Annotated in this window: 16 protein-coding genes; 6 read left to right on the forward strand and 10 right to left on the reverse strand. The window is 65.2% G+C overall.

What is annotated here, in order from left to right; genetic code table 11:
• Position 1: 1 nt before the first annotated feature.
• The 6 genes from ureC to C8J36_RS01015 all read left to right on the forward strand — a co-directional run bounded on the left by ureC (position 2) and on the right by C8J36_RS01015 (position 5,204).
• Positions 2 to 1,714 (forward strand): urease subunit alpha, encoded by a 1,713-nt coding sequence (gene ureC / locus C8J36_RS00990; protein ID WP_062591970.1) that lies wholly within the window; start codon positions 2 to 4, stop codon positions 1,712 to 1,714.
• 76 nt (positions 1,715 to 1,790) lie between these two features.
• Positions 1,791 to 2,471: a TIGR02117 family protein gene (locus C8J36_RS00995; RefSeq protein WP_132532945.1), complete on the forward strand. Its 681-nt coding sequence runs from the start codon at positions 1,791 to 1,793 to the stop codon at positions 2,469 to 2,471.
• An 11-nt stretch (positions 2,472 to 2,482) separates the two neighbouring features.
• Entirely contained in the window at positions 2,483 to 3,007 is a 525-nt protein-coding gene (gene ureE, locus C8J36_RS01000) for an urease accessory protein UreE (protein ID WP_132531656.1), read from the forward strand.
• Positions 3,008 to 3,035: 28 nt separating this feature from the next.
• Positions 3,036 to 3,716, forward strand: coding sequence for an urease accessory protein UreF (locus tag C8J36_RS01005; protein ID WP_132532947.1), 681 nt, complete (start codon positions 3,036 to 3,038; stop codon positions 3,714 to 3,716).
• Positions 3,717 to 3,848: 132 nt separating this feature from the next.
• Positions 3,849 to 4,460, forward strand: a complete 612-nt coding sequence (gene ureG, locus C8J36_RS01010; protein WP_132531659.1) for an urease accessory protein UreG — start codon at positions 3,849 to 3,851, stop codon at positions 4,458 to 4,460.
• Positions 4,461 to 4,565: 105 nt separating this feature from the next.
• Positions 4,566 to 5,204, forward strand: coding sequence for a LysE family translocator (locus C8J36_RS01015; protein ID WP_132531662.1), 639 nt, complete (start codon positions 4,566 to 4,568; stop codon positions 5,202 to 5,204).
• Positions 5,205 to 5,252: 48 nt separating this feature from the next.
• Here C8J36_RS01015 and C8J36_RS01020 read toward each other — a convergent pair whose 3' ends face one another.
• From C8J36_RS01020 to C8J36_RS01065, 10 genes are all read right to left on the reverse strand, one after another.
• Positions 5,253 to 8,576 carry an efflux RND transporter permease subunit gene (locus tag C8J36_RS01020; protein WP_132531665.1) on the reverse strand — a complete coding sequence of 1,108 codons (3,324 nt, stop codon included), beginning with the start codon at positions 8,574 to 8,576 and terminating at the stop codon, positions 5,253 to 5,255.
• 13 nt (positions 8,577 to 8,589) lie between these two features.
• Positions 8,590 to 9,861 (reverse strand): efflux RND transporter periplasmic adaptor subunit, encoded by a 1,272-nt coding sequence (locus C8J36_RS01025; RefSeq protein ID WP_245506416.1) that lies wholly within the window; start codon positions 9,859 to 9,861, stop codon positions 8,590 to 8,592.
• Positions 9,862 to 10,151: 290 nt separating this feature from the next.
• The gene (locus C8J36_RS01030; RefSeq protein WP_062591981.1) at positions 10,152 to 11,144 is read right to left on the reverse strand and encodes an ABC transporter substrate-binding protein; all 993 of its coding nucleotides are present in this window, start codon (positions 11,142 to 11,144) and stop codon (positions 10,152 to 10,154) included.
• Between the two features lie 32 nt (positions 11,145 to 11,176).
• Positions 11,177 to 12,040 carry an ABC transporter permease gene (locus tag C8J36_RS01035; RefSeq protein WP_132531668.1) on the reverse strand — a complete coding sequence of 288 codons (864 nt, stop codon included), beginning with the start codon at positions 12,038 to 12,040 and terminating at the stop codon, positions 11,177 to 11,179.
• Positions 12,037 to 12,909 carry an ABC transporter permease gene (locus tag C8J36_RS01040; RefSeq protein WP_132531671.1) on the reverse strand — a complete coding sequence of 291 codons (873 nt, stop codon included), beginning with the start codon at positions 12,907 to 12,909 and terminating at the stop codon, positions 12,037 to 12,039. Before C8J36_RS01040 ends, C8J36_RS01035 begins: the two co-directional genes overlap by 4 nt.
• Before the next feature lie 54 nt (positions 12,910 to 12,963).
• On the reverse strand, positions 12,964 to 13,794 hold the full coding sequence (locus tag C8J36_RS01045) for an ABC transporter ATP-binding protein (RefSeq protein ID WP_062591987.1): 831 nt from the start codon (positions 13,792 to 13,794) through the stop codon (positions 12,964 to 12,966).
• A complete protein-coding gene (locus C8J36_RS01050; protein WP_132531674.1) occupies positions 13,782 to 14,147 on the reverse strand; it encodes a hypothetical protein in 366 nt (121 codons plus the stop codon). The genes C8J36_RS01045 and C8J36_RS01050 overlap by 13 nt, the downstream gene beginning before the upstream one ends.
• A complete protein-coding gene (gene hydA / locus C8J36_RS01055; RefSeq protein WP_132531677.1) occupies positions 14,147 to 15,604 on the reverse strand; it encodes a dihydropyrimidinase in 1,458 nt (485 codons plus the stop codon). Before hydA ends, C8J36_RS01050 begins: the two co-directional genes overlap by 1 nt.
• Positions 15,601 to 15,981, reverse strand: coding sequence for a type II toxin-antitoxin system PemK/MazF family toxin (locus tag C8J36_RS01060; protein ID WP_062591993.1), 381 nt, complete (start codon positions 15,979 to 15,981; stop codon positions 15,601 to 15,603). The genes hydA and C8J36_RS01060 overlap by 4 nt, the downstream gene beginning before the upstream one ends.
• Complete coding sequence (locus C8J36_RS01065; RefSeq protein ID WP_132531680.1) at positions 15,978 to 16,190, reverse strand: antitoxin MazE-like protein; 213 nt, start codon at positions 16,188 to 16,190, stop codon at positions 15,978 to 15,980. The genes C8J36_RS01060 and C8J36_RS01065 overlap by 4 nt, the downstream gene beginning before the upstream one ends.
• Positions 16,191 to 16,200: the final 10 nt, after the last annotated feature.

A 16,200-nucleotide genomic window follows, 5' to 3' on the forward strand; every position in this document is an offset into this window, starting at 1 on the left:
CATGTCCTACAAGATGTCCCGAGCCGCCTATGCCAACATGTTCGGCCCGACCACGGGCGACAGGGTTCGGCTGGCGGATACGGAGCTGTTCATCGAGGTGGAGAAGGATTTCACCACCTATGGCGACGAGGTGAAGTTCGGCGGCGGCAAGGTCATTCGCGACGGCATGGGGCAGAGCCAGGTGACGCGGGCGGAGGGCGCGGTGGATACCGTCATCACCAATGCGCTGATCGTCGATCACTGGGGGATCGTCAAGGCCGATATCGGGCTGAAGGACGGGCTGATCGTCGCCATCGGCAAGGCCGGCAATCCGGATACGCAGCCGAATGTCGATATCATCGTCGGGCCGGGCACGGAGGCGATCGCCGCCGAAGGCAAGATCATCACGGCCGGCGGCATGGACAGCCACATCCATTTCATCTGCCCGCAGCAGATCGAGGAGGCGCTGATGTCGGGCCTCACCACCATGCTCGGCGGTGGCACGGGCCCGGCACACGGCACGCTGGCGACGACCTGCACGCCCGGTCCATGGCATCTGGCGCGGATGATCGAGGCGGCCGATGCCTTTCCGATGAACCTTGCGTTTGCCGGCAAGGGCAATGCCTCGCTGCCGGGCGCGCTCGTCGAAATGGTGCTCGGCGGGGCCACGTCGCTGAAGCTGCACGAAGACTGGGGCACGACGCCGGCCGCCATCGACTGCTGCCTGTCGGTGGCCGACGAGTACGACGTGCAGGTGATGATCCACACGGACACGCTGAACGAAAGCGGCTTCGTGGAAGATTCCATCGCCGCCCTGAAGGGCCGCACCATCCACGCCTTCCACACCGAAGGGGCAGGCGGCGGACATGCGCCGGATATCATCAAGATCTGCGGCCAGCCGAACGTCATCCCGTCCTCCACCAATCCGACGCGGCCCTACACGATCAATACGCTGGCCGAGCATCTGGACATGCTGATGGTCTGCCATCACCTGTCGCCGTCGATCCCCGAAGATATCGCCTTCGCCGAAAGCCGCATCCGCAAGGAGACGATCGCCGCCGAGGATATCCTGCACGATATCGGCGCCTTCTCGATCATCTCCTCCGACAGCCAGGCGATGGGCCGCGTCGGCGAGGTGGCGATCCGCACCTGGCAGACGGCCGACAAGATGAAGCGCCAGCGCGGGCGTCTGCCGAGCGAGACCGGCGACAACGACAATATGCGGGTGAAGCGCTATATCGCGAAGTACACGATCAACCCCGCCATCGCGCACGGGCTGTCCCATGCGATCGGATCGGTGGAGGTCGGCAAGCGGGCGGATCTCGTGATGTGGAACCCGGCCTTCTTCGGGGTGAAGCCGGACATGGTGCTGCTCGGCGGCATGATCGCGGCCGCGCCTATGGGCGACCCGAACGCCTCCATCCCGACGCCGCAGCCGGTGCATTACCGGCCGATGTTCGGCTCCTACGGCAAGGCGCGCACCAACTCGTCGGTCACCTTCGTGTCGCAGGCGTCGCTCGATGCCGGGCTTGCCGCCAGGCTTGGCGTGGCGAAGACGCTGATGGCGGTGAAGAACACGCGCGGCGGCATCGGCAAGGCCTCGATGATCCACAACAGCCTGACGCCCGTGATCGAGGTGGACCCGGAAACCTACGAGGTGCGGGCGGACGGCGAACTGCTGACCTGCGAACCCGCGACGGTGCTGCCGATGGCGCAGCGCTATTTCCTGTTCTAGATGCGCGTGACCGCGATGACCACGCGCGGCGGCGGATTCGGCGGATGACGGCCATGATGTGGACGACATGAGACAGTTGTGCACGGGTCTGCGACGACTGCTGATCGGTCTGCCGGTGCTGGTGCTCCTTCTGGCCATGGCCGCGGGGCTCGGCACCATCATGCCGCAGCCGTTCTTCGCGCCGTCGGAGGCGGGCGGAGAAGTTGCGAGACGGATTCTCGTGCTCTCCAACCCGATCCACACCGATATCGCCATTCCCGTGGATGCGGAAAGCCTGGCGCGGTTTCCGTTTCTCGCGGCGAGCGGCGTGCCGGTCGATGACCCCGCGGCGCGATGGATGGTTTTCGGCCGGGGCGGTCGCACCTTCTATCTGGAGACGCCGACCTGGGCGGATCTGAAGCCGCTGCCCTTGCTGCGCGGCCTGACGCTCGATCGCGCCGTGCTGCATGTGGATGTCCTCGGCGCGCTTGCCGAACCCTCGCCCACCGTGCAAGGCTTCGACATCGGGCCGGCGGCCTATGCGCGGCTGCTCGAGGAGATCGCGGCGGGCTTTGCAACGCGGGAAGGTCAGGTCTTGCCGGTGCCGGATGTGCGCTACGGGCAGACCGACCGGTTCTTCGAGGCGACCGGCTGGTTTACCGCGCTTGCCGGCTGCAACACCTGGACGGCGCGCGTGTTGCGGGCGGCGGGGCTTCGCACCGGGTTCTGGAACCCGTTGCCGGTGTCGCTCGCTTTTTCTCTCAAGCATTTCAACTGATCGAGGACATCATGCCCTATCGCTCGACATCCATCGCTTCCCCTGCACCGGCCGATATCACGCCGGTCGCCCTGTTGCGCCTGCCGCACGACCAGCGGCATCTCCGGCGCAAGCTTCTGCATCTGCCGGATGACGACGTCGTCATGCTGGATCTGAAGCAGGCCGTGATGCTGGCCGACGGCGATGCACTGGTGCTGGAAGGCGGCGGCTATATCCTGATCGCCGCGGTGGAGGAGCCGCTCTACGAGATCGTGCCGCGCGACCGTCTTCACCTGATCGAACTCGCCTGGCATCTGGGCAACCGGCATCTGCAAGCCGAAATCCGCGAGGACCGCATCGTCATCCTGCGCGATCCCGTCATCCGCTCCATGCTGATCGGCCTCGGTGCAACGGTCAACGAGGTGACGGCGCAGTTCCAGCCGATGCGGGGCGCCTATCACAGCGGCCATGATCATGCCGGGCATGACCATCACGACCACGACCACGACCACGGCCATGATCATGGGGGAAAAGGGCATCGCCATTCCCATGACTGATATCCTTGCGAGCGCGCGCGTGGAGAAGATGGAAAAACCGCCGGCGTCGGGAGGCACACAGGCGCTGCTTCGGCTGATGAGCTGGCTGTCGCCGGCGTTTCCCATCGGCGCTTTCTCCTATTCGAGCGGGCTGGAGCAGGCGGTGGCGGACGGCGGCGTTGCGGATGCGGCCTCGCTCCAGGATTGGCTCTCGGGCGCTCTCGCGCAGGGAGCCGGCTGGAACGATGCGGTGCTGCTGGCGGAAAGCTATCGTGCGGCCGGCGAGGTCGAGAGGCTTCACGCCGTCGCCGCCCTGGCGGAGGCCATGGCCGGGAGCCAGGAGCGGCAGATGGAAACCATGCTGCAGGGAGAGGCCTTTCTCGCCGCGGCGTCGGCTTGGCCGACCGGGAACGAGGATCGGCTGCCGGAGCGGGTGGCCTATCCGGTTGCCGTCGGCACTGTGGCCGGCCTTCATGGCGCGGGGCTCGAACCCGCGATTGCGGCCTATCTGCATGCGAGCGCGTCCAACCAGATCTCGGTGGCGATCCGCTGCGGCGTTCTCGGCCAGCGGGCGGGGGTGGCGGTGCTGGCGGCGCTGGAAACGGAGATCGCCGTGACGGCCGCGCGCGCGGCGGCAAGCTCGCTCGACGATCTCGGCTCCGCCGGCATCCTCGCTGATATCGCAGGTGTGCGGCACGAGACGCTGGCCTCTCGCCTGTTCCGCTCGTAAGGATCGGGGCCCATTGTCGGATCGATTTTCGGTGACGCCCCGGTGCAGGGGCCTCACCTCGTCATGACCCAGCCTCGTCCGGGGCACAACGAACAGCTTCACCCGGACTGGCGCACTTGAAAGGACACTCTCATGGCTTCTTCCAACGGACCCCTGCGCGTCGGCATCGGCGGGCCGGTCGGCTCGGGCAAGACGGCGCTGACGGACAAGCTCTGCAAGGCCATGCGCGACAGGTGGTCGGTCGCCGTCGTCACCAACGACATCTATACGCAGGAAGATGCCGAGGCGCTGGTGCGCATGCAGGCGCTGCCTTCCGACAGGATCGTCGGCGTCGAGACAGGCGGTTGCCCGCACACGGCCATCCGCGAGGATGCGACGATCAACCTGCAGGCCATTGCCGATCTCCATCGCCGCATTCCCGATCTCGACATCGTCTTCATCGAGTCCGGCGGCGACAATCTCGCGGCGACCTTTTCGCCCGATCTCGCGGATATCACGCTCTATGTCATCTCCGTTTGCCAGGGTGAGGAAATTCCCCGCAAGGGCGGGCCCGGCATTACGCGGTCCGATCTTCTCGTCATCAACAAGACGGATCTCGCGCCTTATGTCGGCGCCGATCTCGACGTCATGCAGCGCGACGCCGACCGCATGCGCCAGTCCCGCCCGTTCGTGTTTTCGGACATGAAGCGGGGCGAGGGCGTGGAGCGGATCGTGGAGTTTCTGCGGGTCGAAGGCGGGCTGTAATGCGTTCCGGGACCTCGTTGCGAAACCTGCATCAGGCGTTTTAGGAAGGTCTTGCAAAAGGGCGTCGCCTGTGGATTGTTGATCGGCCAACAAGGGAGTTGCAACATGTCCTGGGAACATTGGTTCGCCTTCGTGGCCGCATCGGCCATCCTTCTGGCCATACCCGGGCCGACGATCCTTCTCGTCATTTCCTACGCGCTCAGCCATGGTCGCAAGGTGGCTGCGGCGACGGTTGCAGGCGTCGCGCTGGGCGATTTCACGGCGATGACCGCGTCGATGCTCGGCCTCGGCGCGCTGCTGGCGACCTCGTCCGCCATCTTCACCGCGCTGAAATGGATCGGTGCCGCCTATCTCATCTATCTCGGCATCAAGCTCTGGCGGGCGCCGGTCTCCGGCGGCGCGTCGGAGACGGGAGACGCGGCGCCGGCCAGGGACCGGCCGATCCGCATCTTCCTGCACACCTATGTGGTGACGGCGCTCAACCCGAAGAGCATCATCTTCTTCATCGCCTTCCTGCCGCAGTTCATCGATGCATCGCGGCCGATCGCGTTCCAGATGGTCGTGTTCGAAGCCACCTTCCTCGTGCTCGCCACGGCGAATGCGGCGGCCTACGGCCTGATGGCCTCGATGGCGCGCAATTCGATCGGCAAACCGCGCGTCCAGCGCATCGTCAACCGGACGGGCGGCTCGCTGATGATCGGAGCCGGCCTGCTCGCGGCCGGATGGAAGAAGGCCGCGGCGTAGCGCCTATCCGGAACCGGCGGCGCGCCGGTCCAGCGCGTGCCCCTGCGTCTACTCCGCAGCCAGGGCCGGATGCGTCACCACTGTGCCGCCGACGGCGCGCAGCGTGCCGGGGGCCGTGCGGCTTTCCAGGCGGGCGAGGCGCTCCTGCAGCGTTTCGATCGTCTCGGCCTGAGCGGCGAGCTTTTCCGTGAGTTCCGTGTTTTCGAGCGGAATGGTCTCGATTTCCTTGCGGCCGACCAGACGGCCGAAGGACCAGCCGAGCAGGCGGGACAGATCGTCCATGATCAGGAAGAACGAGGGCACGACGACCAGCGACAGCACGGTGGAGACGATGATCCCGCCGATGACGGCGATGGCCATGGGCGCGCGGAACGAGCCGCCTTCGCCGACCCCGAGCGCCGAGGGCAGCATGCCGGCCGACATCGCGATGGAGGTCATGATGATCGGCCGGGCGCGTTTGCGACCCGCTTCCACCATGGCATCCACACGCTCCATGCCCTGCCGCTTCATCTCGATGGCGAAATCGACCAGCAGGATGGCGTTCTTGGTGACGATGCCCATCAGCATGAGAATGCCGATGAGAACGGGCATGGAGAGCGCGTTGTTGGTGACGATGAGGCCGAGCGCCACGCCGCCGATGGCGAGCGGCAGCGAGAAGAGGATGGTGAAGGGCTGGATCACATCCTTGAAGAGGAGGATGAGCACCACGAGCACCAACAGAAGACCGAGCAGCATGGCATGGACGAAGCCGGACTGCATTTCCGCCTGGACCTCGGCATCGCCGCTTTCCAGGAAGCGGACGCCCTCCGGCAGGCTGACTTCGCTCGCGGCTTTCTTGAAGCGGTCGGAGGCGGTGTCCAGCGCAACGCCCACCGGCAGATCGGCACCCATGGTGACGACACGGAAGCGGTCGTAGCGCTTGATCGAGCTCGGACCTTCCGAATAGGCGATGTCGGCCACGCTCGAAATGGGCACGAGCGCGCCCGATGCCGTCTGGATCTTGAGGTTGCGGATGGCGGCGAGATCGGTGCGCATATCGGTGTCGATCTGCACGCGGATGGGGATCTGCCGGTCGTCGAGCGAGATCTTCGTCAGAGCCGCGTCGATGTCGCCGATGGTCGCGACGCGGAGGACATCGGAGAGTTGGGACGTGGTGATGCCTAGGCGCGACATGCGTTCGGTCAGCGGGCGCAGCTGCAGCTCCGGGCGCGGCAGCGCGCCGTCCGGGCTGACATTGGCAAGCGCCGGCTCGTCCCGCAGCTTGGCCTGCAGCAGGCCGACGGCCTCGTTCAGCGCCGCTTCGTCGTTGGAGAGGAGGTTGAACGCAAGGTCACGCTCGCCCCGGTCGTTCAGCTTCAGCACACGCACATCCGGAATCGAATGGATGGCGGCGAAGATCTGGGCCTCGATCCGCGACTGCGGAATGATACGGCCGGCCGGCGGCAGCTTCGGCATGTATTGCCCGACCAGGGGAAGGCTGCCGAGGAGATTGTTGACCAGCTTGTTGACGAGCGAATGGTCGAGCTTTTCCAGCATGACCGTAATGGTCGCGCGGCGCAGCTCCAGATCGCCCTTGGGCGAGGCTCCGCCCAGCACGAAGATGCCTTCGACGCCGGGGAAATCCTTGATCCGGTCGTAGATTTCCGCGCTCGTGCGGTCGGTGTCTTCCAGCATGGCATCCGGCGGAAGTTCGACGGACAGCACGATGCGCGAAGCATCTTCCGGCGGCAGGAAGCTGCCGGGAACGGTGAGCAGCAGCTGCACCGAGCCGACGAGGAAGGCGATGGCGACGGCGAGCGTCAGGTAGCGCATGTACCAGCGGCGCGTCGTGGCCGAGACCAGCCAGCTATAGCCCCGCATCATGATGCCGTCGCGCGCCTCGCCGTGCCCGTCGCCATCGCCGGAGCGCATGAGATAGGCCGCCATGACCGGCGTGATCAAGCGCGCCACCATGAGCGAGAAGAACACGGAGACGGCGACCGTCAGGCCGAACTGGATGAAGTACTGTCCGGGAATGCCCGGCATGAACGACACCGGCACGAAGACGGCGATGATGGTGAAGGTGGTGGCGATGACCGCAAGGCCGATCTCGTCCGCCGCCTCGATCGACGCCCGATAGGGCGATTTCCCCATCTTGATATGCCGGGCGATGTTCTCGATCTCGACGATCGCATCGTCCACGAGAATGCCGGTCGCCAGCGTCAGGGCGAGGAACGAGACGAGGTTCAGCGAGAAGCCGAGCAGGTCCATGATCCAGAAGGTGGGGATGGCCGACAGCGGCAGAGCGAGGGCCGAAATCAACGTCGCGCGCCAGTTTCGCAGGAACAGCAGCACGACGGCCACGGCCAGCAGCGCGCCTTCGATCAGCGTGTCCAAGGCGGCTTCGTAATTGCCGTAGGTGAAGTAGACGCTGTCGTTGATGAGCTGGATCGAGACGCCGGGATTGGCGGCGCGTACGGCCTCCAGAGACTTCGCCACGGTCTCTGCAACGCTGACCTCGCTCGCACCCTTGGAGCGGAAGACGGCGAAGGTGACGACGGGCGTGCCGTCGAAGCGCGAAAAGCTCTTCGGCTCCTCATAGGTATCGGTGACGGTGCCGAGTTCCGACAGGCGGACGAAACGGCCGTTCGGCATGGCGATCATGGTATCGGCAAGTGCCGTGACGGAGCGGGCGTCGCCGAGCGTGCGGATCGCCTGTTCGCTGCCGCCGATCTGTCCGCGGCCGGAGCCGAGGTCGGTGTTCATCTTGCGCAGCTGCGCGTTCACGTCGGTCGCGGTGATGCCGTAGGAATTGAGGCGGCTGTCGCTGAGTTCCACCCGCACCTCGCGGTCGGCGCCGCCGTAGCGGTCGATCCGGCCGATGCCGGTCTGGCCCTGCAGCGCACGCTTCACCGTGTCGTCCACGAACCAGCTGATCTCTTCCAGCGTCATGTCCGGTGCGGAGACGGCAAAGGTCTGGATCGCCTGTCCCTCGACATCGATCTTCGCGACGATCGGCTCCTCGATGCCGGCCGGCAGGTCGCCGCGGATGCGGTCGATCGCGTCCTTGGTGTCCTGCACCGCCTGGTTCGTCGGAATCTCGATCTCGAACTCGACGCCGGTCGTGGAAATGCCGTCGGTGATGGTCGAGGTGACGTGCTTGACCCCGGCGATGCCGGCCACGGCATCCTCGATCTCCTTGGTGACCTGCGTTTCCAGCTCGGCCGGGGCGGCCCCGCTCTGCGCGACGGAGATGGAGACGATGGGCACGTCGATGTTGGGGAAGCGGGTGATCGGCAGCGCGTTGAACGACTGATAGCCGAGGAACATCAGCAGCACGAAGGTGAGGATCGGTGCGATCGGATTGCGAATGGCCCAGGCCGAGAAGTTCATGGCGGGTCGATCCTCAGTTGGTGGCCGTCTTGCCGGTGGATGCCGCGGCCTTGACCGGCGTGATCCGGTCGCCGTCGCGAACATAGGCGCCGGCCTTCGCGACGACCTCGTCGCCCTCGCTCAGGCCCGAGACGATCTCGATGTAACGACCGTCCTGGATGCCCGTCTCGATCCGCGCCATCTCCACCACGCCGTCGCGCACCTTGCGCACCACGGTTTCGGTCTTGCCGCTGGTCACGGCCGTCAGCGGCAGGGCCAGGGCCTGTTTTTCCTCGACCGTGATGTCGGCATTGGCATACATGCCGACGCGCGCCTTTTCGGGATCGAGGATGCTGATGAAAACGGTTCCGAGCCGCGTGTCGGCATCGACCGTCGGCGAAATCAGGCGGATCTTGCCGTCGAGCGTGACGCTGCTGTCGGCGAGCTTCAGGCTGGCCTTCTGGCCGACGGCGAGTTTCAGAAGATCGCCTTCCGAGACGTCGGCGCGCATTTCCACGGCGCCGTCGCGGATGATGGTGAACAATGGCTGCCCGGAGCCGGCGGCGATGGCGCCGACCTTGGCCGTGCGAGCGGAGACGGTGCCGGCGACCGGCGCCTTGATGACGGTGCGCGCGAGCCGCAGATCCACGTCGGACATCTGGGCTTCGACCACCTTGATGTCGGACTGCGCGACCGCGATCAGTTGCTCGGCCGAGGTGACGCGCGCTAGGGCTGCGGCGGCGGCAGCCTCCGTCTGGTCGGCGAGGGCCGTGGAAACGGTGCCTGCGTCCTTGAGTTTCGCGTTGCGCTCGGAGACGCGGACGGCTTCCTTCGCATTGGCCTGCGCCTCCACGAGCTGTGCCTGATACTGGGCGAGCGAGGCGCGGGCCTTGGCAAGGCTTGCCTCGTTCTGGCTGCGCGTCAGCAGCAGGGCGTCCTCGTTCAGCGTCGCCATGGTGGCGTCGGCCTCGACCTTGTCGCCGATATCCACCGCGAGGCTGCGGATCGACAGACCTTCGACAAGCGGCTGCACGAAGGTTTCCTCGACGGCCTGGATCGTCCCGGTCGCGATCACCCGGTCGATGATCGCGCGCGTTTCGGCCCTGGTGACCACGATGGAGGGATAGGCCGTCTCGGGCTTGGCCTGCGTCTTCGCCTCGTGCGTTGCGGCCTCCTGCGCAAGGGCGGCAGGTGTCAGGGAAGGAGCGACCGACAGGGCGAGGACGGTGAGAAACACGGAAACCGGCAACGGGGCCGAAACCGGCCTGGCGCGCATGCCACCTGCAAAGGGTCTTCCAGCCGCCATCGGCGTGTCCTCATTGTCGAATTGTGCTGAAAGACGACGATTGCCGCCTGTCCGCCCCATGATCTGAAGGCACGCGCCACGCCCCCGCGGCACTGCACCCGGCAATCTCTTTACCATCATCCCAGGTTTCGCGCGCGCAGAATCATGGACACGATCTGCGTCAAAAAGCGCGAAAACCGCGCTTGGGACGAGGTTTTTACGGTATATGGCGTCGGGATCAGGCAATTTTCAGGCAGAACGGAAACGCGCGACCGAGGCCGCGCGTTGCTTTCTGTCGAAGACCTGTGGGCCTATTTCAGGGCCGCGTCGGTGATCTCGTGCGTCCAGGCGCCGGTCGGCTCCTTGGTGATGACGGGGTCGGAGCCGCCCTTCATGAGGGATGCGACGGTGCGGGTGTAGTCCGCCTCGTCCAGCGCGCCGTTGGAGCCGGCGGTGAGCTTGGCGATCTCGCCCATCATGCGCTTCTGATGCTCTTCGGTCTGGGCGCCGGTGGCGTCGTTTTCGAGCACGATGCCGGCGGCCTCGTCCACATGCTCCTCGGCATATTTCCAGCCCTTCATGGAGGCGCGGACGAACTTGACCATCTTGTCCTTGAAGGCCGGGTCCTTCAGCTTGTCTTCGAGCACGTAGAGGCCGTCCTCCAGCGTCGCGACGCCCTGGTCCTCGTACTTGAAGGTCACGAGATCCTCCGGCTTGATGCCGGCGTCGAGAACCTGGCCGTACTCGTTATAGGTCATGGTGGAAATGCAGGCGGCCTGCTTCTGGATCAGCGGATCGACGTTGAAGCCCTGCTTCAGGACCGTCACGCCGTCCGGCCCGCCATCCGTCTTGAGGCCGAGTTGGCTCATCCAGGAGAGGAACGGATACTCGTTGCCGAAGAACCAGACGCCGAGCGTCTTGCCCTTGAAATCGGCCGGGCTCGCGACGCCGCTTTCCTTCAGGCAGGTCAGCATCATGCCGGACTTCTTGAAAGGCTGGGCGATATTGACGAGGGCGACGCCCTTTTCGCGCGTGGCGAGCGCCGAGGGCATCCAGTCGACCACGACATCGGCGCCGCCACCGGCGATGACCTGCGGCGGGGCGATATCCGGGCCACCCGGCTTGATCTCGACGTCGAGACCTTCTGCCTCGTAGAAACCCTTGTCCTTGGCGACGTAATAGCCAGCGAACTGGGCCTGCGTGACCCATTTCAGCTGCAGCGTCACCTTTTCCGCCGCCATGGCGTCGAAGGCGGCCAGCGACAGCGCGCTGGACATGAGAAGCGATGCGATTGTCCGTTTCATATGCGTTCCCTTTGTTATCGTTCGTCTTCTTTTTACGCCCGTCCACCGCGGACGGACGGATGCCAGAACGTGACGACGCGTTCCACCAGCGCCACCACACCATAGAACACCGAGCCGGCCAGCGCCGCCACAGCGATTTCCGCCCAGACCATGTCGACATTCATGCGTCCGACCTCGGTGGAGATGCGAAAGCCCATGCCGACGATCGGCGTGCCGAAGAATTCCGCGACGATGGCACCGATCAGGGCCAGCGTCGAGTTGATCTTCAGCGCATTGAAGATGAAAGGCCAGGCGGCGGGCAGGCGAAGCTTGATCAGCGTCTGGAACCAGGAGGCCGCATAGGTCTGCATCAAGTCTTTTTCCATGCTGCTCGCGGCGGCAAGCCCCGTCACGGTGTTCACCAGCATGGGGAAGAACGTCATGATGACGACGACCGCCACCTTCGACGGCCAGTCGAAGCCGAACCACATGACCATGATCGGGGCGACGCCCACGACGGGGAGGGCGGAGACGAAATTGCCGAGCGGCAGCAGCCCCTTCTGCAGGAAGGGCGAGCGATCGATGGCGATGGCGACGAGGAAACCGAGGCCGCAGCCGGTGACATAGCCGGTGATCACGGATTTGAGGAAGGTCTGGCGGAAATCCGCCCAGAGCGTGGGCAGCGACGAGATCAGCCGCGTCCAGATCATCGAGGGCGGCGGCAGCAGCACCGCCGGCACCGCAAAGCCGCGCACGAGACCTTCCCACAGCACGAGCAGGCTGACGCCGAACAGAATGGGCACGATGAGGCGGAGCGTACGCTCTAGAGCTTTGGAGGCCGGTTTGCGGCGGACCAGCCATTCGTTGAGCGCCCAGGCGCCGAGCCAGAAGAGGACGGCGGGGAGGATGGCGTTCATGGGCGGACTCCCATGCGGCGGAGCACCGCGGAATGGGCGGCGCCGACGATAAGGACGAGCACGGCGGCAAGGCCCGCGGCCATGAACAGGGCCGACCAGATCTGCACCGTCTGCCCGTAATAGGACCCGGCCAGCAGGCGGGCGCCGAGGCCGGCGACGGCCCCGGTCGGCAGCTCGCCGACGATGGCGCCCACCAGCGAGATCGCGACCGCCACCTTCAGCGAGGTGAACAGATAGGGCATGGAGGCCGGCCAGCGGAGCTTCCAGAAAAGCTGCGAGGGGCGCGCATTGTAGGTGCGCATCAGGTCGAGCTGGATCTGTTCCGGACTGCGCAGGCCCTTTACCATGCCGACCGCGATGGGGAAGAACGAGAGATAGGTCGAGATCAGCGCCTTTGGCAGCAGGCCGGCAATGCCGATGGCGTTGAGCACGACGATGATCATCGGGGCGATGGCGAGGATCGGGATGGTCTGGCTGGCGATGATCCACGGCATCAGCGAGCGGTCCATCGCCCGGTTGTGCACGATGCCGACGGCAAGCGCGATGCCGAGCAGGGTGCCGAGCCCGAATCCGACCAGCGTGGCGGAGAGCGTGATCCAGGCGTGATAGACGAGGCTGCGCTTGGAGGTCACCGGTTTGTTGATGGTCGTATCCCACAGCTCGGCCATCACCTGATGCGGCGCCGGCAGAACGGGCCGCGCCTGCGCCATCGTCCGCGGCACGATCTCCGAGAATGAGATGGTGGTGCCGGCCCGGGCGGCGGTGTCGCGCTCGAACGGCGCATTGAGGAAAACGACGGCGGCGTACCAGACGGCGAGGAGAGCCGCGAGAATGGTGAGGACGGGGACGATCTTTTCCCGGTTCGTCATGAAGTGGCCTCTGTCCTGAGAGGTGCGAGGCTGTCGACGCAAGGCATCCCGCCGTTACTCATCATAGCTGTGTCCCGCCCGCAAACCGTCCCGGACACGGCTGGCGATCTCCAGGAATTCCGGGGTTTCGCGGATATCCAGCGGACGCTCCCGGGGCAGGGTCGATTCGATGACGTCGGTGATCCGGCCGGGGCGGGGGCTCATGACGACGATCTTGGTGGAGAGGTACACGGCCTCGGGGATCGAGTGGGTGACGAAGCAGATGGTCTTTTCGGTGCGTGCCCAGAGTTCGAGCAGCTGCTCGTTCAGGTGGTCGCGGACGATTTCGTCCAGCGCGCCGAAGGGCTCGTCCATCAACAGGAGGTCGGCATCGAAGGCCAGCGCGCGGGCGATGGAGGCGCGCTGCTGCATGCCGCCGGAAAGCTGCCAGGGAAATTTCTTGCCGAAGCCCGAGAGATTGACGAGCGCCAGCGTCCGCTCGATCCGCGCCCGCTTCTCGGCCTCGCCATAGCCCATGATTTCGAGCGGCAGCGCGATGTTCTGCTCGATCGTGCGCCAGGGATAGAGGGCTGCGGCCTGGAAGACGTAGCCATAGGAACGGTTCTTGCGCGCATCCTCGGGCGTCGTGCCGTTGACCGTGATCGTGCCGGCGGTCGGCTTTTCCAGATCCGCGATGACGCGCAGGAAGGTGGTCTTGCCGCAGCCCGACGGGCCGATGAAGGAGACGAAATCGCCCTTGCGCACATCGAGATCGACGCCCGTCAGAGCCGTGACCGGGCCATCATCGGTCTTGAAGGTGAGGCCGAGACCCCGGGCGGAAACGACGGAGCGGGCGTCCGGCGACGCGGTGTTCGGGGAGAAGGCATCGGGTCTTATCTGCGGCATTGCGAAAGCGGTCCCCATGTGGTGCCGTCCTTGAAACGGATCGTATAGCCCTTCGCACTTTTGTCGAGCGCGACGGTTTCCTTCGGGCCGACCTCGCCTTCGGAGTCGCACTGGGTGCGGACGGTAAAGCCGGTCGCGGTTTTCCCGGCCGTTCCCTCGAACTGGCAATAGGCAGTGGCCGTGGTGATGCCCTCGTCGTTGAGCAGGAAGAAGACGTCGGCGCCGCTCGATTCGCCCGTCTTGGCATAGACGCAGCCCTCGGCGTTACCATAGGCGCCGTCGAGAAATGTCGGCGCGGCCACGCTGACGCCGGAGACGCAGCCGCAGGCGGCCAGGAGCACGAGGGTTCGCATCAGACGCCGCTCGCCGGGATGCCGGTCCGGGTGACCTTGCGCGGCGCCGTGATCTCCTTCCAGGTCGAGAGCGCTTTTGCGACCGGCGTCACCGGCGGGCGGCGCACGAAGTCGCCATGACCTTCGCGGGTCTTCACCGTGTCTTCCTCGATCGCCACCACGCCGCGGGTCAGCGTGAAGCGGGGCAGGCCGGTGACGGTCTTTCCCTCGAAGACGTTGTAATCGATCGCCGATTGCTGAGTCGCCGCCGCAATGGTCTTCGTCCGCTTCGGGTCCCAGACGACGAGGTCGGCATCGGCACCGACGAGGATCGCGCCCTTCTTCGGATAGATATTGAGGATCTTGGCGATGTTGGTCGAGGTCACCGCGACGAACTCGTTCATGGTGATGCGGCCGGTGGCGACGCCATGGGTCCAGAGCATCGGCATGCGGTCTTCCAGGCCCCCCGTTCCGTTCGGGATCTTGCGGAAATCGCCAAGGCCTGAGCGCTTCTGCTCGGTGGTGAAGGCGCAGTGGTCGGTCGCCACGCATTGCAGCGAGCCGGAGGAAAGGCCGGCCCAGAGACTGTCCTGATGCTGCTTGCTGCGGAACGGCGGCGACATGACGCGGCGGGCGGCGTGGTCCCAGTCGGCATTGGCATATTCGCTTTCGTCCAGCGTCAGGTGCTGGATGAGCGGTTCGCCATAGACCCGCATGCCCTTCTGCCGGGCGCGGCGGATGGCCTCGTGGCTCTGCTCGCAGGAGGTGTGGACGATATAGACCGGACAGCCCGCCATGTCGGCGATCATGATGGCGCGGTTCGTCGCCTCGCCTTCGACCTCCGGCGGCCGCGAATAGGCATGCGCCTCCGGCCCGTCATTGCCCTCGGCGATCAGCTTGGCCTGCATCTGCGCCACCACGTCGCCGTTTTCGGCATGGACGAGCGGCAGGGCGCCGAGCTCCGCGCAGCGCTGGAACGAGGCGAACATCTCGTCGTCATCCACCATCAGCGCGCCCTTGTAGGCCATGAAGTGCTTGAAGGTGTTGATGCCCTTGTCGCGGACGATCGTCTCCATTTCCTCAAAGACCTGCGCGCCCCACCAGGTGATCGCCATATGGAAGGAATAGTCGCAGGCCGCGCGCGAGGTCTTGTTGTGCCACATGTCGAGCGCTTCGAGCAGCGATTGGCCCGGGTTCGGCAGCGCGAAATCCACCACCATCGTCGTGCCCCCGGCGAGCGCCGCGCGCGTGCCGCTCTCGAAATCATCGGCGGAATAGGTGCCCATGAACGGCATTTCCAGATGCGTGTGCGGATCGATGCCGCCGGGCATGACGTAGCAGCCCGTCGCGTCGAGCACATCGCCACCAGTGAGGTTCGGCCCGATGTCGGCGATCACGCCGTTCTCGATGCGGATATCGGCGGCATAGGTCAGGTCGGCGGTGACGATGGTGCCGTTCTTGATGATGGTGGTGGTCATGGATGTTCCCGTTGTTGTTTCTTTTCGCTCGTCGGGAGAGCGGGATAAGGCAGGCCAACGGCCAGGATAAGAGCGGTTTCGAGTCTCGTCATATCCGCTGGCCGAAAATGGCCTATTCGTTGGCGGATGACGTCCTTCTTCAGCGGCGAGATTTTCTCGACCATGACCTGAGAGACGTGTTGCAAGCCGTTTTCGACGGTCGGCGCGACGATCGGCCGAAGGATCGGAGCGTCGATCAGATGCGTCGTGATCGGGCAGGCAAGAATGCTGCTCAACGGTTCGATCAAGGCATCTGCCTGCAGGATGACGGCAGGCCTGGGTTTTCCAAGTTCAGCCGGAAAAACCGCAATTACGACATCTCCCCGGCTGAGCTTCATGGCTTGTCCCAGTTGTCCGGCCCGACGGCCGCGATCCAATCCATGATTTCGTCTTCCTCAGGAGCCACAGCGATCTGTCGTGCCTCCTGCTGAAGTTGTTCCTGAAACGTCCTGTCGTCGGCATCGGGGATCCAGATCTCCACGGGGCGATACCCTCGGCTTATCAAATCCGCGCGTTCTTCCGGCGACAATTCTCTCGGGCGACCCATGATGGCTCTC

The sequence above is a fragment of the Rhizobium sp. PP-F2F-G48 genome (genome assembly GCF_004342335.1).
GTDB lineage: Bacteria > Pseudomonadota > Alphaproteobacteria > Rhizobiales > Rhizobiaceae > Ferranicluibacter.

Excerpts from the sequence above, each read along its gene's own strand:
- ureC (WP_062591970.1), top strand. The coding sequence starts at position 2 with ATGTCCTACAAGATGTCCCGAGCCGCCTATGCCAACATGTTCGGCCCG.
- ureE (WP_132531656.1), top strand. The coding sequence starts at position 2,483 with ATGCCCTATCGCTCGACATCCATCGCTTCCCCTGCACCGGCCGATATC.
- C8J36_RS01005 (WP_132532947.1), top strand. The coding sequence starts at position 3,036 with ATGGAAAAACCGCCGGCGTCGGGAGGCACACAGGCGCTGCTTCGGCTG.
- ureG (WP_132531659.1), top strand. The coding sequence starts at position 3,849 with ATGGCTTCTTCCAACGGACCCCTGCGCGTCGGCATCGGCGGGCCGGTC.
- C8J36_RS01015 (WP_132531662.1), top strand. The coding sequence starts at position 4,566 with ATGTCCTGGGAACATTGGTTCGCCTTCGTGGCCGCATCGGCCATCCTT.
- C8J36_RS01020 (WP_132531665.1), bottom strand. The coding sequence starts at position 8,576 with ATGAACTTCTCGGCCTGGGCCATTCGCAATCCGATCGCACCGATCCTC.
- C8J36_RS01025 (WP_245506416.1), bottom strand. The coding sequence starts at position 9,861 with ATGGCGGCTGGAAGACCCTTTGCAGGTGGCATGCGCGCCAGGCCGGTT.
- C8J36_RS01030 (WP_062591981.1), bottom strand. The coding sequence starts at position 11,144 with ATGAAACGGACAATCGCATCGCTTCTCATGTCCAGCGCGCTGTCGCTG.
- C8J36_RS01035 (WP_132531668.1), bottom strand. The coding sequence starts at position 12,040 with ATGAACGCCATCCTCCCCGCCGTCCTCTTCTGGCTCGGCGCCTGGGCG.
- C8J36_RS01040 (WP_132531671.1), bottom strand. The coding sequence starts at position 12,909 with ATGACGAACCGGGAAAAGATCGTCCCCGTCCTCACCATTCTCGCGGCT.
- C8J36_RS01045 (WP_062591987.1), bottom strand. The coding sequence starts at position 13,794 with ATGCCGCAGATAAGACCCGATGCCTTCTCCCCGAACACCGCGTCGCCG.
- C8J36_RS01050 (WP_132531674.1), bottom strand. The coding sequence starts at position 14,147 with ATGCGAACCCTCGTGCTCCTGGCCGCCTGCGGCTGCGTCTCCGGCGTC.
- hydA (WP_132531677.1), bottom strand. The coding sequence starts at position 15,604 with ATGACCACCACCATCATCAAGAACGGCACCATCGTCACCGCCGACCTG.
- C8J36_RS01060 (WP_062591993.1), bottom strand. The coding sequence starts at position 15,981 with ATGAAGCTCAGCCGGGGAGATGTCGTAATTGCGGTTTTTCCGGCTGAA.
- C8J36_RS01065 (WP_132531680.1), bottom strand. The coding sequence starts at position 16,190 with ATGGGTCGCCCGAGAGAATTGTCGCCGGAAGAACGCGCGGATTTGATA.